Origin of the sequence: Enorma massiliensis phI, assembly GCF_000311845.1 — a bacterium.
GTDB classification, from domain to species: domain Bacteria; phylum Actinomycetota; class Coriobacteriia; order Coriobacteriales; family Coriobacteriaceae; genus Enorma; species Enorma massiliensis.
This window is the reverse complement of sequence record NZ_HE978574.1, coordinates 1,311,148-1,335,605: the sequence shown is the minus strand read 5'-3', so window position 1 is coordinate 1,335,605 and position 24,458 is coordinate 1,311,148. Positions and strand designations below refer to the sequence as shown.

Below are 24,458 nucleotides of genomic sequence, written 5' to 3'. Positions count from 1 at the left end.
TTTTTGCGGCGTTCTTTGTGTGCTTGTCGGGTTCGTGATGAAGTGCCCAAAAGTTGAAACTATGTATTTGGGTGGGGTCGAAATCCCGGGTTCAGCCAATTTTGGTGGTGCGCGAAGTCCGTTTTGTGGCGCGCCGGGTCCGTTTTTTGTGGTGTGCGAAGTCCGTTTTGTCCGCGCGCGGCATCGTCGTGCTTTGCCTGCGGGGGAGCGACGATCATATTTGCCTGCTGGAGGCGACGATCATATTTGCCCGTGGGGAGCGAACAAAAAAGACGCCCCGAAGGGCGCCTTGCATGCATATATGTTCCCAAGAAGGGGAGCGCCGCCTCTGCGACGCCAGAGCACTTAGGAGCGGGCCACCTTGCCGGACTTGAGGCAGTTGGTGCACACGTTCATCTTCTTGCGCTGGCCATCGACCACGCAGTACACGCGCTGGATGTTGGGACGGAACTTACGGTTGGTCACGCGGTGGGAGTGGCTGATGGAGCGACCAGCAACGGGGTGCTTACCGCAGACTTCGCAAACTTTGGACATATCGAAACCCTCCTTGGGCGGTCTGGAACTACCCACTTAATCAAACAGATAGGAACTATAGCACAGAACACTGGAAATGCGAGTAATCTTCACGAACAAATTCCAGCATTTTGCCCGCGTACATGCTACGCGTACCGCCAAGCGCCGTCAACAGGCGGGGCGAACCTCCATGAGCGCTATGCTTGCCTCCCGGGCGAGGTCCAGCAGGACGTGATTCGCGAGCTCTTCGGGGCGAACCTCCATGAGCGTCATGTTCGCCTTCTTATATAGATATCTACAGGCGATCCCTTTCGCGGCCGTTCACATGCCACGCGGCGCATCGTGCCCAGGCACGATGCTGTCCGCAAATACGTATTCCGTTCGGTACCTCATGAATGAAAATTGTATGAAGGGTGCCCAAAGCTTTCCCGCGACAACCCATTTTCGAAATCGATGGGGTACAACATCCTCCACGTGCGCGGAGGGGTAGGGCGTGCGACAGGTGTGCTGCCTGGTTCGCACGCGGCAACTCTACACACATATATATACGAGAAGAGGAGGGTGCCTGCGGGCGCCCTTCGAGCGTCTGGGCTCATAGGCCGTCGCGAGGCATGCGGCGGGAAGATGGCCCGGCGCACGGCAACGGAAGGGATGGGCCGTTGAAGATCTTCAAGTTCCTCAAAGGGCACGGGGTCAACTTCCTCATCGCGTTGGTGCTGCTATTCATGCAGGCCAATTGCGAACTGACCCTGCCTGGGCTCATGAGCAACATTGTAGACGTGGGCATCAGCCAGGGCGGCATCGAGAGCGCCGTTCCGGATCAGATCACCGAGAGCGACCTCGCAGATGTCGAGCTATTCCTCGATAAGGACGTTGCAAGCCAGGTCGATGCGTTCTACAGCGGGCCCGATGCGGGCGGCGTGCGCACCTTCGTTGGCACAGACGACGACCGTGCCGCGATTGAGGGCGAAATGGCCGAGGCCGAGATGCTCGTCTACCAGATCAACCAAGGTATTGCGGTGGAGGACTTCGCTTCCGCCGAGGCGGCCGAGGGCATGCCGGCGTTCGATGCCCTCAAGGCTCAGTTCGGTGATACCATCGACCTCGACGAACTCGTCGGCATGGTTGAAGGGTACTTGTCTGCCGAGGCCGGGCATGCCGTCACGGTGGAGGCGGGCAGCTTCGCGCAGATGCGCGCGCAGCTCGTCGATTCCCTCGGCGATCAGGGCGATACCATCATCGAGGGCCGCGCCATCGAATACGTGAAGGATGTCTACCGCGATGCCGGCCTGGACCTGAACGACGTCCAGACATCCTATCTCTTCTCCGAGGGTCTCACCATGCTCGCCTACGCGCTGCTCTCGGCGCTCTGCGCCATCCTCGCGGCGTTCAACGCGTCGAAGACTTCGGCCGCGATCGCGCGCGACCTTCGCCACCAGCTCTACGAGCGCGTGCTGTCGTTCTCGCCTGCGGAAATGGAGAAGTTCTCCGCTGCGTCGCTCATCACGCGTGCAACAAACGACATTCAGCAGATCCAAATGGTCCTCGTGATGTGCCTGCGCATCGTGCTCTTCGCGCCCTGCATGGGCATCGGCGCCGTGGTGCGCGTGCTCACCACACCAACCGGGCTCGAGTGGATCCTCGTGGTTGCAATCCTGGTCATCGCCATCACCATCGGCATCCTCATGGGCATCACCATGCCCAAGTTCCGCCGCATGCAGAGCCTGGTGGACCGCAACAATCTGGTCGCACGCGAGATCGTGACGGGCATCATGCCCGTTCGCGCCTTCGGCCGCCAGAGCTACGAGCAGGAACGCTATGACAAGGCGAACCGCGAGCTCACCAACACCTATATCTTCACCAACCGGTGCATGGCGGCGCTCATGCCCATGATGCTCATCGTGATGAATGCCACGACCGTCGGCATCGTGTGGTTCGGCGGGCAAGGCGTCGACGCGGGCAACCTCATGGTGGGCGACCTCATGGCCTATATCAACTACGTCATGCAGGTGATCATGAGCTTCATGATCCTCACGATGATCTCGGTCATGCTGCCGCGCGCCGACGTGGCGGCGGAGCGCGTCCAAGAGGTCCTTGCCTGCCATTCCAGCATTGAGGACCCCGCGCCCGCCGATCGCGTGTCTCGTGAGCACGGCGAGGGGTGGCGCGGCGTCATCTCCTATAACGACGTGACGTTCACCTATCCTGATGCCGAGGAACCCACCTTGGAGCACATCAGCTTCACGGCCGAGCCGGGCAAGACCTGCGCCATCATCGGCTCCACGGGATGCGGCAAATCCACCCTCGTGCAGCTTATCCCTCGCCTCTACGATGTCACGGAGGGTTCCATCACGCTCGATGGCGTGGACATCAGAAGGATCGGCCTCGAGGAGCTGCGCCGCACCATAGGGTACGTTCCGCAGAAGCGCATGCTCTTCAGCGGCACCATAGCGAGCAACATCAAGTACGGCGACCCCTCCATGCCCGATGCCGATATGGTCGAGGCAGCTCAGATCGCCCAGGCGACGGAGTTCATCGAGGGCAAGCCCGATGCGTACGAGAGCCCCATCAGCCAGGGCGGCTCCAACGTTTCCGGTGGCCAGAACCAGCGCCTTTCCATCGCCCGCGCGCTCGCCATCCGTCCGCGCGTGCTCGTGTTCGACGACAGCTTCAGCGCGCTCGACTACAAGACCGATTCCGTGCTGCGCCAGGAGCTTGCCGACCGCGCGGGAGACGCCGCCATCGTGATCGTGGCGCAGCGCATCGCGACCATCATGCACGCCGATGAGATCCTCGTGCTCGACGATGGCCGCATCGTGGGCCGCGGCACGCATGAAGAGCTTCTGCGCTCCTGCCCCGAGTACCTCGAGATCGCGAAGAGCCAGCTCTCTTCGAAGGAGCTTGGCCTCGACGATGCGGCAACCGAGACCTCTGCCTTGGAAGCCAACGCTTTGGAAGGAGGTGAGCGCTGATGCCGGGCCCCATGGGACGCGGTCCCGCGTCTGAGCGCGCGAAGGACTTCAAGGGAACCATCAAGAAGCTCGTCGCCTATATCGCGCACGAGCGCATCGCGCTCATCATCGCTATCGTCTGCGCCGTCGCGTCGGTGGTGTTCAACGTGCTCGGCCCCCGCATTCTGGGCCAGGCCACGACCGAGCTCTTCCAGGGCCTTGCTGCGAAGGTCACCGGCACGGGCGGTATCGACTTCATCAAGATCGGCTACATTCTGGCCGGGCTCCTGTGCCTTTACGTGACGAGTGCGGCTATGAACTTCGTCCAGGGCTGGATCATGACCGGCCTGACCCAGCGCGTGTGCTATCGCATGCGTAGGGAGATCGTCGAGAAGATCGACCGCATGCCGCTCAGCTACTTCGAGACGAACTCGGTCGGCGACGTTATGAGCCGCGTGACCAACGACGTGGACACCCTCGGCCAATCGCTCAACCAGAGCGTGACCCAGCTCATCACCTCGGTGACGCAGATCATCGGCGTCGCCGTCATGATGGTTTCGGTCTCGGTGACGCTCGCGGGCCTCACCTTCCTCACGGTGCCCGTCTCGCTCGTGCTCGTGGTGGTCGTCGTGCGCTCGTCGCAGCGGTATTTCCGCCGCCAGCAGGCCATCTTGGGCCGCGTGGACGGCATCATCGAGGAAAGCTTCTCGGGCCAGAACGTCATCAAGGTGTTCAATCGCGAGCAGCGCGCCGTGGCCGATTTCGATGTGGAGAACGCCAACCTCTTTGATTCGGGCTGGCGGGCGCAGTTTTTCAGCGGCCTCATGCAGCCGATCATGAACTTCGTGGCGAACCTCGCCTACGTGGCGGTGGTTATCGTAGGCGCATTCCTGGCTATTGCCGGCACCATCAACCTGGGCGATATCCAGGCCTTCATGCAGTATGTGCGCAACTTCACGCAGCCCATCACGCAGCTTAGCCAGGTGTCGAACATGCTTCAGATGCTCTCGGCTGCAGCCGAGCGCGTATTCGAGTTCTTGGCCGAGCCCGAGGAATCTGCCGATGCGTCCACGCCCGAGCTGCCCCGCTGCCGCGGAGAGGTCGCATTCGACCACGTGCGCTTCGGGTATGTTCCAAACAAGACCATCATCCACGATTTCAGCTGCCATGTGGAGCCGGGCCAGACCGTTGCCATCGTAGGGCCCACGGGCGCGGGCAAGACCACGCTCATGAAGCTTCTCATGCGCTTCTACGACGTGAACGCCGGGTCCATTACCGTGGACGGCGTGGACCTGCGCGACTACGCCCGCGACGACCTGCGCGAGAACTTCGCCATGGTCCTGCAGGATACGTGGCTCTTTAAGGGATCCATCATGGAGAACATCCGCTATGGCAGGGCGTCCGCCTCGGATGATGAGGTGCACGCTGCCGCGCGCGCCGCGCTCGCGGACCATTTCATCCGGACGCTCCCCGGCGGCTACGACTTCGAGCTCAACGAGGACGCCTCCAATGTGAGCCAGGGCCAGAAGCAGCTTCTCACCATCGCGCGCGCGTTCATCGCTGACCGCCCCATCCTCATCCTGGACGAGGCAACTTCCAACGTGGACACGCGCACCGAGGAGCGCATCCAGCGCGCCATGGACGCCCTCATGCAGGGCCGCACGAGCTTCGTGATCGCGCACCGCTTGAGCACCATCCGCAATGCCGACGTAATCTTGGTGCTGCGCGACGGCGACATCGTGGAATCTGGCACGCACGACGAGCTCCTTGCCAAGAACGGCTTCTACGCTGAGCTCTATAATTCGCAGTTCGAGGATGGCGAGCCCGAGGAATAGCGGGCGCAGATCATGAGACAACCAGGGCGGGGGACGTAACATTTCCCCTGTCCTGGTTTTACGTCAGCGAGGGCAGGGGAGGTGAAATTTCCTCTGTCCTGATTTTGCAATATTCCCTCTGTCCTGATTTTGCATGATTTTGCAATATTCCCTCTGTCCTGATTTTGCATGGCGTGCATTTTCAGCATGGGTTCCAAACTCGTAGTAAGATACAGGGGATTACTCGTGAAACCGATGCGCTGTGCATCAGATAAGGAGATTCCCGTGCCTGATACAGTGTCCGGAAGCCTGAGCGTTTCTAACGATGTCATTGCCGATATCGCCGGCTACGCTGCCATGTCTTGCTATGGCGTGGTTGGCATGGCCGAGCAGCTGCAGGGTGCCGAGAGCGTGCGCCTGCTTGCCGGCCAGCGCCTGCGCAAGGGCGTGCTTGTCTCCAACACCGAGGAGGGGCTCGCCGTCGATTTGCACGTGGTGCTCGAGAGCGGCGTGAACATGAAGTCCGTGTGCGAGAACCTTTCCAGCGCGGTCGCCTTCACGCTGCAGGAGATCGCAGAGATCGACCCCGCCAAGTTGAAGGTCGTCATCCATATCGACGCGCTCAAGAACCTCGGCTAAACGCCGGGCGGTACGTACCCTGGCTAGAACCAACGGAGATATCCCACATGATTGCGAAGACCATTCGAACCTGCTTTCCCATTGCGGCCGCCGCGGTCTCTGACAAGGCAGAGGACATCAACAAGCTCAACGTGTTCCCCGTGCCCGATGGCGATACCGGAACCAATATGTCGCTCACGCTCGCCTCGGTGGTGAAGGAGCTCAGCAGCCTTCCCGCCGATGCCGATATGGAGGCCATCGCCGGCGCCATCACCCACGGCTCGCTCATGGGCGCGCGCGGAAACTCTGGCGTCATCACCTCGCAGATCCTGCGCGGCGTTGCCGAGGGGCTCGTCGACGCGACGGACCCTGCGACGTCTGCCGATGTGGCCGCTGCGCTCCGCAACGCCGTGAAGGTCGCCTTCAAGGCGGTGCGCAAGCCGGTCGAGGGCACGATCCTGACCGTGCTGCGCGATATCTCCACCAAGGCCGATTCTTGCGCCAAGGCTCGCGAGTCGGTCGAGGATACACTCGACGCCATCGTGGTCGAGGCGTATCAGTCCGTCGCGCGCACGCCCGACCTGCTGCCCGTGCTCAAGGAGAACGGCGTGGTGGACTCCGGCGCGTTCGGCTTCGCCATCTTCCTTGAGAATTTCGTGGCCGCCGCCCTCGGGCGCACCGCTGTCAAGACCGAGGACTTCGCCGCCACCTTCGATGCCTCCGCCGATAGCGCTCGCGAGGGTGCGCTCGATCGCGTGAAGATCGAAGCGAACGACGACTGGGAGGGCTCTGAGTACCGGTACTGCAACGAGTTCCTCTTCAAGGCGGATGCCCCCTTCGACGAGGAGGAGTGCCTCCAGTTCCTCGCGTCCATGGGCGATTGCGAGCTTCTCGTGGGCGCCTATCCCGACTATAAGATCCACGTTCATTCCAATACCCCGAACCTCGTGCTCGAGCACATGCTGCAGCTCGGCCAGATCTACGAGGTCTTCATCCACAACATGGATATGGAGTCGCGCGAGCGCACCGCCAAGATCCACGAGGACCAGGATGCGGCGCCTGCAGAGCCTGCCAAGCCGCTCGGCTTCGTTGCGGTGGCGGCCGGTTCCGGCGAGGCCGAGATCCTCGAGTCGCTCGGCGTCGACGTGGTGGTCTCGGGCGGACAGACCATGAACCCGAGCACGGCCGACCTTCTCGATGCCGTCTCGAAGGTCAACGCCGAGGCCGTGATCATCCTGCCCGACAACGGCAACATTCGCATGGCGGCCGAGGCCGCTGCGACCGCCTGCACCGACAAGCAGGTTGCGGTCGTTCCTACGAAGACCGTGCCGCAGGCGTTCTCGGCGCTCTTCGCCGTGCTCCCGGATTCTTCGCTTGAGGATGCGGTCGAGGCTATGACCGAGGCCCTCGAGGATGTGCGCGATGGCGAGGTTACCTCGGCCGTGCGCGATAGCCAGGCGTCCGACGGCTCTCCCATCCACGCTGGCGATGTCATGGGCATCATCGGCGGGTCGATCGATGTGGTCGGGTCCGACGTCAAGCAGGTTACGCTTGAGTGCATCAACCGCATGCAGGAAGATGAGGAGGGCGACTCGCTCACCATTCTCGCTGGCGCGGATCTCTCCGACGAGGATTTCGAGGACATCCTCGCCGCCATCGAGGAGGCCCAGCCCGACCTCGAGATCGATTCGCACCGTGGGGAGCAGCCGCTCTATCCGGTGATTTTCTCGATCGAGTAGATCGTGGCCGCGCCTCAGCGTAGCTATGCCTTGTCGCCGGCGCACGCGCGCCTGCTTCGGGCTAGCGCGCTCGATGAGGATGTGTCGCGCCTAAAATATGTATCTGGAGCTCGCGAGGAGGCGCTCAGGCGTTTGGGGATCGAACGCGTGGGCGACCTCCTTCTCCATATACCGCGTCGCTACCTCGATTTCTCACATGCCTATACCGTTGAAGATGCCCCGCTTGGCGAGGTATCGACCATCGTCGCTACCGTCGATCGCGTGGTGGAGAAGCACCCGCGCCCGCGGCTCAGCGTGGTCGAGGTTTCGCTTATCGACGAAACGGGCGTGATCCAGGCGGCATTCTTCAAGCAGCCATGGCTTGCGCGCGACATCAAGCCCGGCGATCGCCTCGCACTCATGGGCAAGGTCGAATTCGCCTACGGGTTCAAGCAGATGAGCTCGCCTCATTTCGAGAAGCTCGACGAGCGCGCGCAGTCGGGCTCCATCATGCCGGTGCATCCGGTGGGGGAGGGCATTTCCGTTGCCTGGATGCGGAGGATCGTTTCGGGCGCCTTGGAGCGCACCGACGGCTTTGTCGATGCTCTGCCCGCTCGCATCCGTGCACGCCGACACCTCATGAGCGTCTCCCGCGCGCTCCGCTCCATTCATTTTCCGACCTCATTCGATGAGCGCGACGAGGCCCGGCAGCGCCTAGCCTATGATGAGCTCCTCTTCTTGCAGCTCGCGCTTCGCCTTCGCAACGATGCCAACCTGCTCGACGTTCACCCCGTCGCGCATGTGCCTGGCGCGCGCGTTGCTGCTTTGCGCGACGCGCTGCCGTTCTCCTTCACCGATGAGCAGGAGCGCGCCGTGGGCGAGATACTTAACGACATGGCCGAAGCCGGTCATGTCATGAACCGGCTTCTTCTGGGCGACGTGGGTACGGGCAAGACGGCCGTCGCGTGCATGGCGCTCGCCGCGGTCGCCGACTCTCATACCCAGGCATGCGTGATGGCCCCTACGAGCGTGCTCGCTCAGCAGTACGCGGTGAAGTGCGGCCCACTGCTCGATCGGGCGGGGATCTCGTGGGCGCTGCTCACTGGTGCGACGCCGGCCGATGAGCGGGCGTCCATCGAGGAGCGCCTCGCTTCGGGCGAGCTCACGGTGCTCTTCGGTACCCACGCCGTGCTTTCTGAAGATGTCGTCTTCAAGCGGCTCACCCTTGTGGTCATCGACGAACAGCACCGGTTTGGCGTGAACCAAAGGAATGCGTTGCGCGCTAAAGGTCCCGGCGCCGACCTGCTCGTTATGACCGCCACGCCCATTCCGCGCACCCTTGCGCTCTCGGTTTACGGTGACCTTGAGACGAGCGTTATTCGCACGCGGCCCGTTGCGGGGGCAGGGGTCCAGACGCGCGTGCTCACCGAATCGAACCGGGATATCGCCTATGGCGCCGTGCGCGAAGCGCTCGAGGCCGGGCAGCGCGCCTACATCATCTGCCCGCTCGTGGCGGAGAGCGATTCTACCGACGAGCTCGACGACGTGCCGGGGTCGGCACCCTCGCTCGACGCGGATGATGGCAAGGCGGCGCCGAAGGTTCGGCTGCACAGCGTCGAACGCGAGCTCGAGCGCGTGCGGAGAACGTTTCCCGCGGCGCGCGTCGAGGCGCTCCACGGGCGCATGCCGAACCACGAGAAGGATGCGGTCATCGACGCGTTCCGTCGGGGCGATGTGCAGATACTCGTCTCTACCACGGTGGTCGAAGTGGGCGTCGATGTGCCCGAGGCCACCGTGATGGTCATCGAGGATGGCGAGCGCTTCGGCTTGGCAACACTCCACCAGCTGCGCGGTCGTGTGGGCCGCGGACGCGATGCAGGGCGCTGCTTCATCATGACGCATGCGAAGAAGTCCGGCGCGCGAAGCACCGCCCAGGAGCGCTTGGAGGCTTTAGAGCGCACTTCCGACGGCTTCGCGCTCGCCGAACTCGATCTGCGCCTTCGCCATGAGGGCGAGATCTTGGGCCTTAGGCAGCACGGCGGGGTGACGCTTCGGTTTGTTGACCTCGAGGCGGATGTCGAGGTTATCCAAGCTGCCCACGATGACGCGCAAGAGATCTTGCGCTATGCTCATGACCTTGCGTCGGTGGCCACGATGCCCTTGAGGATCGAGGTCGTCAGGCGCTATGGAGATGTATTCAAGGAGGTGAGCGGTGGATGAGGATCGTTGCCGGTATGTGGCGAGGCCGTCGCATCGAGGAGCCGCGGGGGCGCGAGGTAACGCGTCCGACGACCGATCGCGTGCGCGAGGCGTGCGCTTCGGTGCTCGATTCTGCCCTCGATGAGGGCATCGGCGGCGCGCGCGTGCTCGACGCGTTCGCTGGGTCCGGGGCGCTGGGCATCGAGATGCTCTCACGCGGGGCGTTGCATGCCACGTTCTTCGATAGCGATCGGCAGGCCGCCTTGCTTGTCCGCCGAAACCTCGAGGGGCTCAAAGCGGAGCGCTCTACCTACCGTGTGGTGACGGGCGATGTGCTCGCCGCAGCATCGCGCGGGCGCGTGCCGGGCGGGCCCTTCGACGCGGTGCTCATAGACCCTCCCTATGCGCTCGGGCCCGAGCCGGCGGAGGCGCTGCTCGAAGCGCTTGCGGCGCACGACCTGCTCGCTTCGGGCGCCATCGCCCTGTTCGAGCACCGATCCGATCTTCCTGGGGCGCACCCGCAGGGCTTCGAGATCGTGCGAGAGAAGCGCTATGGCACCACCGCGGTCGATGTCCTCCAGCTTGTTGATGAGACAAAATAACCCGGCACAACTGTCTCAGAGACAAAATGACCCGGCACAACTGTCTCAGAGACAAAATGACCCGGCACAACTGTCTCATTCGTGCCTGTTCTGTACCTCCGTTCTCAAGGAGCTTCCATGCCCGATCCCATCACCCATGTGCTCGTTCCCGGCACGTTCGATCCCATCACCTATGGTCATGTTGACGTCGTGCGCCGCGCGCGCCGCATCTGCCCGCAGGTTACGGTGGCGGTTGCCGAGTCGCTTGGTAAGAACGGGGTGGGCACGACCTTCTCGCTCGATGAGCGCGTGAGCCTTGCGCGCGAGGCGCTCCTGTGCGAAGGGCTTGACGACGTTCAGGTGGTGCCCTTTACCGGCCTTCTCGTGGATCTTGCTCGCGAAGTGGGCGCCGGCGCCGTGGTTAAGGGCCTGCGCGCCATGACCGATTTCGAGTATGAGCTTCAGCAGGCAGACCTCAACTACCGTCTCGACGCGGACCTCGAGTCGATCTTTGTGATGAGCAGCCCGCAGTACGGCTATCTCTCGTCGTCGGTCGTGCGGCAGATCGCCTCGTTTGGTGGAGATGTGTCGGAATTCGTCACACCGAATGTTGACGCCGCGCTCAAAGAGCGCTTTAAAGAGCGATAATCGCGCTCTGTGGTACTATGTGAAATTGAATCGCAGTTTATTCGCAGCCTATGAAAGGAGACCGAATGCCGGGCGATAACTTTCCGGGGGAGAGAATCGAGAGCCTGGTCGATGAGCTTGAGGGCATCATCGAAGAGGCCAAGCCGCCGTTCGGCAAGAACGCGCAGTTCAAGGTGATTGAGACTGAGGTCTTCTTCAACATTCTTGACGAGATTCGCATGAGCTATCCCGAAGAGTGGCAGAAGTCGCGTCGCATCCTCAAGGAGCGCGACGAGCTTCTGGCATCTGCCGCCGCTCAAGCCGATTCCATCATCGCCGACGCTCAGCAACAGGCGCTCACCATCGCTGGCGAGCAGGAGATCGTTCGCCTCGCGCAGCAGCAGGCCGACGACATTCGCGACCGTGCTCAGCAGTACGAGCGCGAGACGCGCTACGCTGCCGAAGATTATGCGGAGCAGGTCTTCACGCATCTCGAGGAGAACCTCAAGAGCCTGACCTCCACCGTTGCTCGTTGCCGCCAGCAGCTCAACGAGGGTGCGAACACCAGCAACCAGAACGGCGCTTGGTAATCATGGCGCTTTTCGATCCGGTGCTCATCGAGCTTGCAGACCATATCGAGAATCCCGGCGACAGCTATCCCGTTGCGGGCACCGTTGACGCTCCCTCGTATTCGGTGGGAGAGAAGGAGTTCGCGCTCGATGACGGCATCTCCTATGATGTCGTGCTCACGCATACGGGTGACGGCGTCCTCGTGACAGGGCTCGTGCGCGCTGGCGCCACGGGCGCGTGCGACCTTTGCCTTGAACCCGCGCACATCGATATCGCGGGTGAGATTCAGGAGTATTACCTTTTCGAAGAGCCCGACGATCCGGATGCCTATGAGGATGGCTTCGAGGTCGTGAGCCCTGAGCGCGTCATCGATCTTTCGGGCCCCATCGCCGATGCCGTCATCATGGACACGCCGTTCGTGGTGCTCTGCCGGCCCGATTGCAAGGGACTGTGCCCCACGTGCGGAGCCAATCTCAACGAAGGGCCGTGCGGCTGCGCTGAGCGCGAGGCAGAAGAGCGTGCGATGAGCGACGATAACCCGTTTGCCGTGCTCAAAAACCTCAAGCTTGACGACTAATCCAAATAATCACTATACATCTGAGCAGCGAGTATGCTATTATCACTGCTTGCGCGTAAGCAGTGCCTTAAGGTGAAGTAATAAGGAAGGTCAACATGCCAGTACCTAAGCAAAAGCAGGGACGCATCCGTACGCATAACCGTCGTTCCGCAAATATGAAGATCGATGCCCCCTCTCGTTCCACCTGCCCCCGTTGCGGCGCCGTGAAGCTTCCGCATCATGTGTGCCCCAACTGCGGTTACTACAAGGATCGCGAAGTCATCGTTACCGAGTAACGATGGTGCATCGCAAGTATGTTGCTGCATGATATGGCCGGCCTTTGCGTCGGCCATTTCGCTATTGAGAGGATATGTCATGTCTAAGGTGTGCGTTGCGGTCGATGTCATGGGCGGGGACGAGGAGCCGCAGGTCGTGCTTGATGGTATCGATGCCGCGCTTGCGGCCGATGCTGAGCTAACCGTCTTTGCCGTGGGCCCCGAGGAGCTCGTGGTCCCCTTTGCCCAGAAGCGCGATCGCGTGGAGCCGCTTGTGGCGCCCGATACCATCGAGATGGGCGACGACCCCATCAAGGCGGTCATGAGCAAGCGCAAGTCGTCGATTGTTGTCGCGTGCCGCGCGGTCAAGAAGGGTACGGTTCAGGGTTTCTTCTCCGCTGGTGCCACCGGAGCGGTAACAGCCGCCGCGACCGCCTACGTCACGCCGTTCAAATATGAGGACGAGGGCGAGCAGCGCCCCATTCGTCCCTGCATCACCACCGCGCTGCCTAACCGCACGGGCGGCCTCACCGTTTTCTGCGACCTCGGTGCCAACCCCGATGTGGAGCCAGGCGACATGCTTCGCTTCGCGCAGATGGGCGCTGCGTATGCCCGCGTGGTCTGCGATATCAAGAACCCGCGAATCGGTCTGCTCTCCAACGGAACCGAGGACTCCAAGGGCTCGCATTTCACCAAGGAGTGCTTCAAGCTGATGAAGGAGCGGCTCACCGGTTTCGCGGGGAACTGCGAGGGCTCGGACCTCGTCTCGGGCTCCTATGATGTCGTGGTTGCCGACGGCTTTGCCGGTAACGTGGCGCTCAAGGCGACCGAGGGCGCAGCGAAGCTCATCCTTCAGGAGCTCAAGAGCACCCTGCTTTCCTCCACTAAGGGCAAGATCGCGGGGCTTTTGGTGAAAAGCGAGCTCAACGCAATCAAGGAGAGGCTATCGGGCGACGCCAAGGGCGGGGCGATCCTTCTCGGCCTCAAGGGCGTGGTGCTTATCGGGCATGGCGCAACTTCCGTCGAGGCGGTGAAGAACGGCACCCTTGCCACTGCAGATGCCGTTCGAGCCGGCCTGATTCAGCACGTGATCGATTCGGTGGATTCTATCGTCAAGTAGCGCGAAAGCGTCACCAGGGGCGGTGATTGCGCGCGGGATCTCGGGCGGCAGCCCACGGCTATCTGGGGTAGAATCAGAACGCATAGTGAGGCCGGCGTGCCCGGCATGGTGAGAGGAGATGCGAGCATGGATCGCACAGAGATCTTCAACAAGGTTGCCGATATCGCGAGCGATGTCCTCGGTATCGATATCGATCAGATCACCGAAGAGACCACCTTCGACGACCTCGATGCGGATTCGCTCGACCGTCTGCAGCTCGTGACGGCTTTTGAGGATGAGTTCGATATCGAGATGGACGAGGAGCGCCTGCTCGCCATCGCCTCCGTCGCGGATGCCATCGATGCCATCGAGGCAACGCAGCAGGGGGCATAGGCCTTGCTCATCTCAGAAAAACTCGCGCTCGCAGAGCAGATCTGCGGGCACAAGTTCCACGACCGTGACCTGCTGCAGAGCGCGATTACGCACCCCTCCGCCGTCGAGGGGCAGCCGGTTACGGCCTCATACGAGCGCTTGGAGTTCTTGGGCGATTCCATCCTGGGTTCCATCGTTGCGCTCGCGCTCTACCAAGCCTACCCGCAGTTCGACGAGGGCAGGCTCACGCGCCTCAAGGTTTCGCTCGTTTCGGGCCAGATGCTCTCTGAGGTGGGGCAAGAGCTCGGCATCGACCAGTGCATCATCTTCGGCGCTTCCGAGACGGGAACGGGCGCGCGCGGCCTGCACTCCGCGCTCGAGAACGTGTACGAGTCGCTCGTGGGCGCCCTCTTTCTCGATGGCGGGCGCGCCGCGGCCGAGGACTTCATCACCCGCACCCTCGAGCCGCATCTCGCCGCCGATCGCGCCGAGCGTCCGAGCAATCCTAAGTCCTACCTCCAGGAATGCGTGCAGAGCGACCATCATGAGCCGCCTGCCTACAAGCTCGTCGGTACCGGCGGAACGGCTCATGAGCCCATCTTCACCGCAGTGGTGCTCGTGGACGGCGCTCGCCAGGGCAAGGGAACCGGTCCTTCGAAGAAGAAGGCCGAGGCAGCCGCAGCGCTCGATGCGCTCGAGCGCATGGGCTACACCTCTGACGGCGGTATCGTCTCGCCGCGGAACGGATAGGGGAGCGCCATGTACCTGAAGTCGCTCACCTTGAAGGGCTTTAAGTCGTTTGCCGACCGCGCGCACATGGTCTTCGAGCCCGGCCTCACGGTCATCGTCGGTCCCAACGGATCGGGTAAATCGAATATCTCCGATGCCATCCTCTGGGTTTTGGGCGAGCAGAGCGCGAAGCAGCTGCGCGGCCAGGCCATGGAGGATGTCATCTTCTCGGGTTCCTCGGCGCGCAAACCCGTGGGCGTGGCCGAGGTCTCGCTCGTGCTCGACAATTCCGACCACGTGCTTCCCGTCGATTTCAACGAGGTTGCCATCACGCGGCGCATGTACCGTTCGGGTGAGAGCGAGTACCTCATCAACCAGAGCCCGTGCCGCCTCATGGATATCCAAGACATCCTGCACGATTCCGGCCTGGGCAAGGACACCCATTCCATCATCAGCCAGGGCAAGCTCGACTCCATCCTTCAGAGCCGCCCGGAGGAGCGCCGCGCGCTTATCGAGGAGGCCGCGGGCATCTCCAAGCACAAGCGCCGCAAAGAGCGCGCCGCGCGCAAGATCAAGAGCATGGATGAGCATCTCACCCGTGCCCGCGACATCAGCCGCGAAATCACGCGCCAGCTGCGCCCACTTGAGCGCCAGGTGGACCGCGCCCGCAAACATCGCGACCTTACCGAGCGAGCAAACGAGCTCACGCGGATACTTGCCGTGGACGAGCTGCGCCGCCTGCAGAAAACCTGGGGAGAGTGCGAGCATCGCGCCAAGGAGGCCGCGGCCGCGCTCGAACTCGCGCAGTATCGCTTGGGCGAAAAGGAACGCGAGCTCGAAAAGCTTCAGGTCATGCTCGAGGAAAAAGGGCTCTTCGTGGGCGACCTTGGGGAGCAGCGCCGCCGCATGCAGGATGTGATCGGCAGGCTCAACTCGGACATGCGCCTGCTTGAGGAAAAGGGCCACAACATGGTGACGCGCCTCTCCGAGATGCGGGGCACGCTTTCCGGGTCGGAGCACCAGCGCCGGCGCTTGGCGAGCGAGCTCGCCGAGGCGCGCGAGAAGCTCGAAGAAGTGGGCGCCGCGCTCGCGGTGGCGGAAGACGACGTCGCGCGCCTTGAGCCGGCGGCGCAGGAATCGCGCACACGCCGCGAGGAGCTCGACCGCCGCATCGGTGCGCTCACGCGAGAGCAGCGCGAGGCCCAGCGCAAGGCTGATGAGGCCACGCTCGAGCTTGCAAAGGTTCGGGAATCTCTCTCCAATGCCGAGCTCGAGGACTCGATGTTCGCCTCGCGCCTTGAACAGATCGACGATGAGGCGGATAACGTTCGCGCCGCGCTCGAGGCCCGTCGTGTCCGTGCCGAGGAAGTCGATGCCGAGCTTGCAGATGCGACAGCAGCATTGGAAGAGGCTAAGGATGCTATCGAAGCCTCTCAGGACACCTTGGCGGAGCTCCGTAAGCGAGAATCCGATGCGCGCGACCGCCTGAATGAGGTTCGCTCCGAGCTCGCGAGCCTTAAGAAGCTCGATGAACGCTTTGCGGATGCGTCGCCTCTGGCCGCCCGCATCGCGCATGAACATGCTGGTGCGGTTTCTGCGCGCCTGGGCGATCTTATCGAGGCCCCAAGGGCGCTGGAGCCCCTGGTCGAGCAGCTGCTTTCCGGCGACCTGGAAGCGCTCGTCATGGATTCTGCCGAGGGCTTGAATGCGGTTGGTGCTTCGATGCAGGGAGGGGCGGCCTCTTCGGGGGAGGCCACCTTGATCGCGCGCGATATCAATGTGCCCGAGCCCGCGGCTGGGGCTGCGGGAAAGCGCTTGGTCGAGCAGCTCTCCGTGGTCGATGGCTATGCTGCTCCCGTTGCGGCTTTGCTGGGGCACGTGTATCTCGTCGATTCGCTTGAAGAGGCCCTCGCAGCGCCCGCGGTACCGGGCGTGCTCTATGTGACACCCGACGGGGCACGTGTGCGCGACGGCGGCATCGTTCGTCTTGGCAGCGCTGCGGACCACGAGGCCGGCGCTCTTGAGCGCAAGCGGCGCATTCGTGAGCTCGAGGACCTTGAACCCGACCTTTCCACCGTTTTCGACGATGCTGGACGGAGCGTGAGCGAGGCGCAGGCGGCGCTCGACGTGGCGCGTGCTGAGGAACGCGACGCTTCGAGTGAGATTGCGCGCCTTCAGGGCGAACAGCGCTCTGCGCGCGAGGAAATCGGGCGGCTCGAGCAGACGCTCGCCAACGCGGAGGCCGAGCATGCAAAGCTGACTGCTCGCCGCGAGCAAGCTGCCCAGCAGGCTCGTGAGGCTGCACCGCGCGCCCAGGAGCTTGAGCGCACGCGTGACGAAGAGCGTGCGCACGCGGGCGAGCTAGCCGACGAGATCGCCGAGGCGAATGACGAGCTCGATCGTCTTCGTCGTGCCGATAGCGATGCCGCCGGCGAACTTGCCGATGCACGGGTCCGTAGGGCGCAGGCGCTCGAGCGCAAGCGCTCGCTTACCAGCCGTGTCCCGGAGTTGGAGCGTCGCCTTGAAGGGCTTGACCGCCGTATTCGTGCGACGACGCAGTCTGCGCGGTCGCTCGAGGTGCTCCGCCTGCGCGTCGATCCGCTGCATGACCGCTACACCGCCCTTCTTGAGCGCGCTATGGAATGGGCTGCTCGCCTGCGTGACCAGGCTTCTCTCGAGGAGGCTGATTCCGCCTCGCTCAAGAAGACCATTGAAGACGCCAAGGAACAGGTCGCTGCGGCCAAGCAAGAGGTGGATGCGGCGGTTGCCGCGCAGAACGAGATCAACGTCGAGCGCGGAAAGCTCGAGGTCCAGGTGGAGAGCGCAGTCTCCGCTATCACCGCCGACGGTACCACCGTGCTCGAGGAAGCGCTCACCCTTCCCGAGCCCGAGGACCGTGAGGCGGCGGAGCGCGAGCTTGCGGGCCTCGTCCGGCAGATCAATAACCTCGGCCCGGTGAACCAGGTAGCTATGGAGGAGTACGAGCGCCTGCGCACGCGTGCGGACTATATCGCGGAGCAGCTCGCCGACCTCGAGAGCGCTCGCCGAGCCCTCACCAAGATTACCGCGGCGATCGACCGTAAGATGCGCTCTGCGTTCCTCACCACCTTCAGCAAGGTGGACGAGAACTTCCAAGAGATCTTCGGTATGCTCTTCCCGGGTGGGCAGGCGCACCTCGAGATGACCGATCCCGAGCACCCCGCCGAGACGGGCATCGAGGTCATCGCGCAGCCGCGCGGTAAGCGCATCACCAAGATGACGCTCATGAGCGGCGGCGAGAAGAGCCTCACGGCCCTTGCGCTGCTCTTCGCCGTGTACAAGACGCGCACGGTGCCGTTCTACGTGCTGGATGAGGTCGAGGCGGCACTCGACGACTCCAATCTCTCGAAGCTCCTCGATGCCATCGATGTGCTGCGAAAAACTACCCAGCTTCTGGTCGTCTCGCATCAGAGGCGCACCATGGAGGATGCGGACGTGCTTTACGGCGTCTCTATGCAGGCCGATGGCGTGAGCCGCGTCGTGAGTCAAAAGCTTGATCGGGCAACCGGAAAGGTCGTGAACGCATAATGGGTCTGTTTGATGCCCTCTCGCGCGGACTTGAGCGCAGCCGCGAGGCTTTAAATGAGCTCTTCTACTTCGGCGGCGAGGTCGATGAAGGCTTCTGGGAAGAGCTTGAGGACACCCTTGTCATGGGCGACATGGGTGCCGAGATTTCCATGCAGGTAACCGACGACCTGCGCGATCTTGCGGCGCGCAAGAACCTCAAGACTGCCCAGCAGCTGCGCGGCGCGCTCGCTGACCGTTTGGCCGAGGTGTTCGTTGAGCCCGAGCACGATTTCTTCTTCGATACGCCGTCGTGCGTGCTTTTCGTGGGCATCAACGGCGCGGGCAAGACAACCACGGTGGGCAAGATCGCCTCCGCCGCGCACGAGGCGGGCAAGCGCGTGGTCATCGGTTCGGCCGATACGTTCCGCGCCGCGGCTATCGAGCAGCTCGATGTGTGGGGAGAGCGCGCCGGCGTGCCCGTAGTCAAGCGCGACCGCGGCTCGGACCCCGCGAGCGTTTGCTACGATGTGCTCGACGAGGCCGACGCGCAGGGAGCTGATCTGGTGCTTATCGATACCGCTGGCCGCTTGCACACTTCGGCTGACCTCATGCGCGAGCTTGCGAAGGTCGTGAACGTGACCCGCAAGCGCGCCGAGAAGTGCAAGGCGGGGCCCATGCCGGTGCACGTGGTGCTCGTTCTCGATGCCGGGACCGGCCAGAACGGTCTCAACCAAGCACTCGAGTTCAACGAGGCCCTGGGGCTCGATGGCGTCATCATGACCAAGCTCGACGGCACTGCCAAGGGCGGAATCGCGCTCGCCGTTGCCTCTAAGCTCAAGCTTCCCATTCTCCGCGTGGGCGTAGGCGAGCGCATCGAGGACCTTCAGGACTTCGACGCTCACGATTTCTGCCGCGCGCTCGTGGGGGAGTAGGGACGCGTGCTATTCTCTGTTCGATCCGATTTCTTGAGCGCTGGGTGCGCATTTCTCGCACGCACCCAGCGCTAGGATTGCGTGCACTTACTTGGCAGTACTTGCGAGCCAGTCCCACATATCCAGTCCGTCTTCATCGGTGCACTGATCGTTGAAGAAATAGATCCATGCCTCGTGTCCTTGTTCAAAGGTATACCCAGCGAATTCTCCATCGAGAATCGTTGCGTCGTCGTAGACCGAGACGTGCAGGTCTGACGCTCCGACTGAATTAAGCCGCTCGATTGTCGGGTCCTCGTAGACGGTTGGGTCGACCACGATGTCCGCGTGCGTATAGACGAACCACATCGGGAGATCCTTGATCGATTCAATCATTTCGTCAGAGATTCCAGAATCCCTGTATGCCTCACTGATGGGGAAGGCGGCAGCGAAATAGTCTGGGCGCTCGAAAACGAGGTCGAGCGTGAGGTAACCACCGTTCGAGCAACCGCCTACTAGGATGCGGCCAGGGTCGATATCGGGATGCTCCTCCACATAGGTATCAATGAGTTCCAGGACTGCAGGCTTCCAGATCGAGTCGGTGCCGGGATTATCGAGTACGTCAGCGTCGCCCATCCCTTCATATTGGAGCCAGAAGCCATTGCATTGCGGAATGAGGATGTATGCGCCGCCCATGCTTTCCTGGAAGTCATTTTGAACGAGCGATGTGCACTTGGTGTCATAGACTGCCATCCTCACATCGGTGCCACCGCCGCCTGCGCCGTGGAGCCAAATGACGAGCGGGTGCTTTAGATCATCCGCTTCGGGTTCGAAGGAAGCGTAGGTGAGCGCTGTTCCGTCGCTTGCTTCGAAGGACTCAGACGTGAAAAGATCCATGACCGGGCAGTACATTGAATCGATGAGCCCTTCGGTCGAGACTTCAAGCGTCTCTACCGGTGTGCCATCAGCAAACGCGAGGGCGGCGTCATCGCTGAGCGCAATGTTAAGCTCATAGGGATCGCTCCAGAAATTCATGCTCTTCGAGTCGAGCCAAATCTGACAGTTGCCATCCGAAGGTCCGACTGTCATATCCAGAGTGACATAGCGGGAACCCTCCTCGACCTTATTGCCCTTTTCATCGCTGGGGTAGGCATCGGAAACCGTTCGATCGTGTTCCACGATGCCGACGCCATCTGCAGCATCGGGATCATCGACATAATCCTGTCGGCGATCAGAGACGGTAAATGCAGCAGCGCTTATCGTCTCAGGGTCGATTTCGTTACCAAAATCGATCACGGTTTTCGTGACGTTTGGACCCCAATCAAAACCTTCGACGACGATTAATTGGGTTGCGCCCACGTTGCTCGAGGGAGTCTCCTGCGAACCTGTCGCAGCGTCAGACGAACAACCGGCGAAAGCCAAGGTCATGCCAGCCGCTCCTGTTGCGATAAACGACCTGCGTGAGATTGAGGGCATGTGTGCCTCCTTGAGTCTGAAGACCTCCTTGATTATTAATCGTATGCATACGTTGTCTTGAATCTTAATACCAGTCTTTTCTATATGACCGGTGAACGGATGATTAAACATGGCAAGCGGTAATGCTGGCATGAGATATAACGAGATGTGTGTTCCGAAAGATTGCGAGGGCTTGCCCGCCTCACCAAAATGTGGATCAGGAACGGTTCCATCGTCACCCCCTGCGGTACAATTAAGCCGTTTGAGTACCCGCCACGAGTACGGATTTCTGCGCAGGGCTGCATGCCTGCACAGCTCATCGCGAGTTCCGCAGCCGCGGAGCGGCGAGGACTGTCTGGGTAGTGAGGTGTCCAGACATGCAGCCCACTCGGAGCGTCGAGAGCCGATAGGAGCCCCCATGTTCAACAACCTCTCCGACCGCCTCAACGATACCTTTGATCGCCTGCGCGGCAAGGGCAAGCTCACCGAGGCCGACATCACGAGCGCGATGCGCGACATCCGCATGGCGCTCCTCGAGGCCGACGTCAACTTCAAGGTCGTGAAGGACTTCGTTGCCGCCACGAAGGAGCGCTGCCTCACGGCCGAGGTCATGGATTCGCTCACCCCGGCGCAGAACGTCGTGAAGATCGTGCTCGATGAGCTCGTCGAGCTCCTTGGGTCCACGGAGAGCAAGCTCGTGCTTTCGAGCCGAATCCCCAACGTCATCATGCTTGTAGGCCTGCAGGGCTCCGGTAAGACGACTGCTGCCGTGAAGCTCGCCTACTTGCTCAAGAAGCAGGGTAAGAGCCCGCTGCTCGCCGCGTGCGACGTCTACCGCCCCGCAGCCGCCGACCAGCTCGCCACGCTCGGCGGCGAGATCGGCGTGCCGGTGTTCCGCGGCGACGGCGCCCATCCCATCGAGATCGCCCAAGGCGCGGTGCGCGAGGCCGTCGATAAGATGCGCGACGTGGTGATCGTCGACACCGCCGGCCGCCTGCAGATCGACGAGCAGATGATGCAGGAGGCCGTCGACATCAAGCGCGCCGTGAAGCCCGACCAGGTGCTCATGGTCGTCGATGCCATGACCGGCCAGGACATCGTCAACGTCGTCTCCACCTTCGCTGAGCGCACCGATTTCGATGGCGTGATCATCTCCAAGCTCGACGGCGACGCTCGCGGCGGCGGCGCCCTCTCCGTGCGCGCGGTAACCGGCAAGCCGATCAAGTTCGTCTCGATGGGCGAGAAGCCCGATTCCCTCGAGGTCTTCAGCCCCGACCGCATGGCCAAGCGAATCCTTGGCATGGGCGACGTCGTTGGCATTATCGAAAAGGCCCAGGAGGCCGCCAATGCCGAGCAGCTCGAGGCCGCTGAGCGCATGCTGCGCGACGGCTTCACCATGAACGACATGCTCGAGCAGATGCGCATGCTCAAGAAGATGGGTGGCATGAAGTCCATTCTCGGCATGCTTCCGGGCGGCCAACGCATGCTCAACCAAATGGGCGGCAACATCGATGACTCGGTCTTCGACAAGATCGAGGCAATGATCCAGTCAATGACGAAGCAGGAGCGCGTGAAGCCCTCGATCATCAACGGGCAGCGTCGCGCGCGCATCGCCCGCGGTTCCGGCACCACCCCCGCCGACGTGAACAACCTCATGAAGCAGTGGGGCGAGATGAACAAGATGATGGGTAAGATGCGCACGATGGCCCAACAGGCTCAGGGCGGCAAGAAGGGGAAGAAAGGCAAGCGCGGCAAGAAGATGCGCATGCCCGGCATTCCTGGAATGGGCAACATGGGTGCGCTCGGCGGCATGGGCGGCAACCCGTTTGCCGGCATGGGCGGCAGCTCCGGCAACGCCGACATGGATATGCTTCGCGCTATGGAGCAGCAGATGAAGGGCAAGAAGTTCTAATCGATTCAGGTGGTTCGCATCTTCTTTTTCTTATTCAGTGGAAGGCCCGGCAATCCGGGCCTTTTGCGTTGCGGATTATGCCCAGAGGGGCTTTGCGCGGGCCCCTTTTCTGGAGAAAGCGCTGATTACCTCTCCGGAGCGAAACCCGGTTTCAACTTTTGGGCACTTGAACGAGCGAACGACGAGTAGAGCCGCTTTTGCATGAAGGACACCGGCATCCTGACCTGCGGTTTTAATTCTGTTGCCTGCCTGGCTACTTACGCGCAGTGGCTTGGAGTGCCCAAAAGTTGCAATTGCAGATGAAGTGAGTGCCTCAAGGGCCCTCTTATGCTTCGTTTCCAGAGATGGAATGCCCAACAGCGGGACCGTCAACCCTCATTTCAATGCGCGAGAGGAATTCTGCTGGATCTGCGGTATCTCGATTGTCTATCTCGTAGAACTCATACGGCGGGCCCGCAATCTCAAGACGGTGCAGAGCGGCATAGGACAAGAGCTGCTCGTAGATTGCTCCGTTCTGCTCATAGGGGCCTCGGTAACGCATGACGAGGTAGGTGCCACCTTCCAGCATGAAGTCGCACGGGGCATCCTCGTCATCCTCAAGACCCTCGAGAACGAAAAACACCGAATGATAGACATTCGCCCTGCCCGCATCGAGGTCTTCGACCGAAAGCGCGCCTCCTATCTCGAGCATGCCTAGGTGGGGGAGTATGTGTTCGTACTGTCGGTGCAGGCGCTGGATAAGGAGGTCCATCTCGGCATCCCGTTCGATGCGTGCGGAGAGCTGGACGCAGTGCCTGTACGGTTTTTCAAGTAGCTCAACCTTGTCGACGGGCCTCGCGAGCGCCGATTGCAGCTCATTAATGTGGGCAAGAACGGACGCTCGGTCCGCTTCGAGTTGCTCGATGCGCTCGCTGAGCAGATGATGTTCCTGCTCAAGCAGGCCAAGCGTTCCCTTGAGCGTTTGATGGTCCAAGTGTTCCTTAATCTGCTTCATAGGGACATCGAGTCGACGTAAATCCTTGATGAGCGATAGTTTGTATATGTCATCGAGGTCATACAGGCGGTAGCCGTTGGAGCCGCGTTGCGGGGTCACGACCCCGAGCCGTTCGTAATATCTGAGTGAATCGATGCCGATTCCAAAGAGGCGGGAGATCTCGCTGATGGTGTAATAGCGTTTTGGTTGTGCAGATTTCATGGCGTATCACGGACCCTTTCTTGACCCTGGTACGTTACCAGAGTTTATCGTGTGGGCCGTTATCAAGCGAGCGTTTCAGAGGGAATTGAAAACCATGCAGTTGAGTAGGGAAGAAATCGGACGGCGCGTGGGCGCGCTTTGCAGTTGGGCGACGGTCCGCCGGTTCGCGACGATCGCGCTTGGATGCGGCATCCTTACCTTCGGGATGCACAACATCCATCAGGTCGTCGGCATCACCGAGGGCGGTGTGCTCGGCGGGATTCTGTTACTCAACCATTGGTTTGGTATCGACGCCTCCATCGCGTCCCCCATTCTCGACGCCGTGTGCTATACCGTCGGCTTCTTCGTGCTGGGAGCGGGGTTCCTCGGATGGTCGGCCGTATCGAGCGTGCTCCTCGCCCTGTTCTATGCGTTGTGGGAAAGCCTGCCGCACCTGTTTCCCGATCTCTCTGCGTTTCCGTTGCTCGCGTCTATCGCGGGCGGCGTCTTCGTGGGTGTAGGTGCTGGGCTCGTCGTGCGTTGCAACGCGTCGGCCGGTGGAGACGATGCGCTCGCGCTCTCGATCCATAAGGTGTTCGGGCTCAAGCTTTCGCGGTGCTACCTGTTCACGGACCTGTCGGTGCTCCTGCTTTCGCTTTCCTATATTCCGTTGAGCAAAATCGTCTTCTCGCTCATCACGGTCTTCATCTCGTCCCCGCTCATCGATTTCGTGGTCGGGTTCGGTCGGAAAGATGGGTCCGAAGTCGAAGAAGCCCCTCAGGAGATGGCGCTCGAGGCCTAGACCACGGTAGTCGGCCGTGCTTGTGCGGCGCCCCATCCG

Annotated in this window: 20 protein-coding genes; 17 read left to right on the top strand and 3 right to left on the bottom strand. The window is 61.7% G+C overall.

Features of this window, described 5'->3' with window-relative positions:
• Positions 1–345: 345 nt before the first annotated feature.
• Complete coding sequence (gene rpmB, locus HGEM_RS05660; RefSeq protein WP_019128451.1) at positions 346–534, bottom strand: 50S ribosomal protein L28; 189 nt, start codon at positions 532–534, stop codon at positions 346–348.
• Positions 535–1,172: 638 nt separating this feature from the next.
• Between rpmB and HGEM_RS05655 the strand changes: the two genes are divergently transcribed.
• From HGEM_RS05655 to ftsY, 15 genes are all read left to right on the top strand, one after another.
• Positions 1,173–3,485 carry an ABC transporter ATP-binding protein gene (locus HGEM_RS05655; RefSeq protein ID WP_019128449.1) on the top strand — a complete coding sequence of 771 codons (2,313 nt, stop codon included), beginning with the start codon at positions 1,173–1,175 and terminating at the stop codon, positions 3,483–3,485.
• A complete protein-coding gene (locus HGEM_RS05650) occupies positions 3,485–5,299 on the top strand; it encodes an ABC transporter ATP-binding protein (RefSeq protein WP_019128448.1) in 1,815 nt (604 codons plus the stop codon). Before HGEM_RS05655 ends, HGEM_RS05650 begins: the two co-directional genes overlap by 1 nt.
• 234 nt (positions 5,300–5,533) lie before the next feature.
• A complete protein-coding gene (locus HGEM_RS05645; protein ID WP_186297433.1) occupies positions 5,534–5,917 on the top strand; it encodes an Asp23/Gls24 family envelope stress response protein in 384 nt (127 codons plus the stop codon).
• A 47-nt stretch (positions 5,918–5,964) separates the two neighbouring features.
• Complete coding sequence (locus HGEM_RS05640; protein WP_019128446.1) at positions 5,965–7,635, top strand: DAK2 domain-containing protein; 1,671 nt, start codon at positions 5,965–5,967, stop codon at positions 7,633–7,635.
• Positions 7,636–7,638: 3 nt separating this feature from the next.
• Positions 7,639–9,834 (top strand): ATP-dependent DNA helicase RecG, encoded by a 2,196-nt coding sequence (gene recG, locus HGEM_RS05635; RefSeq protein WP_035100729.1) that lies wholly within the window; start codon positions 7,639–7,641, stop codon positions 9,832–9,834.
• Positions 9,831–10,415 (top strand): 16S rRNA (guanine(966)-N(2))-methyltransferase RsmD, encoded by a 585-nt coding sequence (gene rsmD, locus HGEM_RS05630; protein ID WP_019128444.1) that lies wholly within the window; start codon positions 9,831–9,833, stop codon positions 10,413–10,415. The genes recG and rsmD overlap by 4 nt, the downstream gene beginning before the upstream one ends.
• A gap of 117 nt (positions 10,416–10,532) precedes the next feature.
• Positions 10,533–11,042 carry a pantetheine-phosphate adenylyltransferase gene (gene coaD / locus HGEM_RS05625; RefSeq protein WP_019128443.1) on the top strand — a complete coding sequence of 170 codons (510 nt, stop codon included), beginning with the start codon at positions 10,533–10,535 and terminating at the stop codon, positions 11,040–11,042.
• Positions 11,043–11,107: 65 nt separating this feature from the next.
• Positions 11,108–11,611, top strand: coding sequence for an ATP synthase subunit B family protein (locus tag HGEM_RS05620; RefSeq protein WP_019128442.1), 504 nt, complete (start codon positions 11,108–11,110; stop codon positions 11,609–11,611).
• A gap of 2 nt (positions 11,612–11,613) precedes the next feature.
• Positions 11,614–12,168 (top strand): YceD family protein, encoded by a 555-nt coding sequence (locus HGEM_RS05615; RefSeq protein ID WP_019128441.1) that lies wholly within the window; start codon positions 11,614–11,616, stop codon positions 12,166–12,168.
• 95 nt (positions 12,169–12,263) lie between these two features.
• The gene (gene rpmF, locus HGEM_RS05610) at positions 12,264–12,443 is read left to right on the top strand and encodes a 50S ribosomal protein L32 (RefSeq protein ID WP_019128440.1); all 180 of its coding nucleotides are present in this window, start codon (positions 12,264–12,266) and stop codon (positions 12,441–12,443) included.
• A 79-nt stretch (positions 12,444–12,522) separates the two neighbouring features.
• Positions 12,523–13,542: a phosphate acyltransferase PlsX gene (plsX, locus tag HGEM_RS05605; protein WP_019128439.1), complete on the top strand. Its 1,020-nt coding sequence runs from the start codon at positions 12,523–12,525 to the stop codon at positions 13,540–13,542.
• Between the two features lie 126 nt (positions 13,543–13,668).
• On the top strand, positions 13,669–13,914 hold the full coding sequence (locus HGEM_RS05600; protein WP_019128438.1) for an acyl carrier protein: 246 nt from the start codon (positions 13,669–13,671) through the stop codon (positions 13,912–13,914).
• 3 nt (positions 13,915–13,917) lie between these two features.
• Positions 13,918–14,643 (top strand): ribonuclease III, encoded by a 726-nt coding sequence (rnc, locus tag HGEM_RS05595; protein ID WP_019128437.1) that lies wholly within the window; start codon positions 13,918–13,920, stop codon positions 14,641–14,643.
• A 9-nt stretch (positions 14,644–14,652) separates the two neighbouring features.
• The gene (gene smc / locus HGEM_RS05590) at positions 14,653–18,189 is read left to right on the top strand and encodes a chromosome segregation protein SMC (protein ID WP_019128436.1); all 3,537 of its coding nucleotides are present in this window, start codon (positions 14,653–14,655) and stop codon (positions 18,187–18,189) included.
• Positions 18,189–19,100 (top strand): signal recognition particle-docking protein FtsY, encoded by a 912-nt coding sequence (gene ftsY / locus HGEM_RS05585; RefSeq protein ID WP_019128435.1) that lies wholly within the window; start codon positions 18,189–18,191, stop codon positions 19,098–19,100. Before smc ends, ftsY begins: the two co-directional genes overlap by 1 nt.
• An 87-nt stretch (positions 19,101–19,187) precedes the next feature.
• Here the strand turns inward: ftsY and HGEM_RS05580 are convergent, their stop codons facing one another.
• The gene (locus HGEM_RS05580; RefSeq protein WP_230197225.1) at positions 19,188–20,552 is read right to left on the bottom strand and encodes a prolyl oligopeptidase family serine peptidase; all 1,365 of its coding nucleotides are present in this window, start codon (positions 20,550–20,552) and stop codon (positions 19,188–19,190) included.
• A 397-nt stretch (positions 20,553–20,949) separates the two neighbouring features.
• On the opposite strand from HGEM_RS05580, the gene ffh reads away from it, so the two are divergent.
• Positions 20,950–22,443, top strand: coding sequence for a signal recognition particle protein (gene ffh / locus HGEM_RS05575; protein ID WP_019128432.1), 1,494 nt, complete (start codon positions 20,950–20,952; stop codon positions 22,441–22,443).
• Between the two features lie 325 nt (positions 22,444–22,768).
• On the opposite strand, the gene HGEM_RS05570 is transcribed toward ffh, so the two are convergent.
• Positions 22,769–23,638, bottom strand: coding sequence for a MerR family transcriptional regulator (locus tag HGEM_RS05570; protein WP_019128431.1), 870 nt, complete (start codon positions 23,636–23,638; stop codon positions 22,769–22,771).
• Between the two features lie 94 nt (positions 23,639–23,732).
• Here HGEM_RS05570 and HGEM_RS05565 point away from each other — a divergent pair, with 94 nt between their 5' ends.
• A complete protein-coding gene (locus tag HGEM_RS05565) occupies positions 23,733–24,419 on the top strand; it encodes a YitT family protein (RefSeq protein ID WP_051008443.1) in 687 nt (228 codons plus the stop codon).
• The last annotated feature ends 39 nt before the right edge of the window (positions 24,420–24,458 follow it).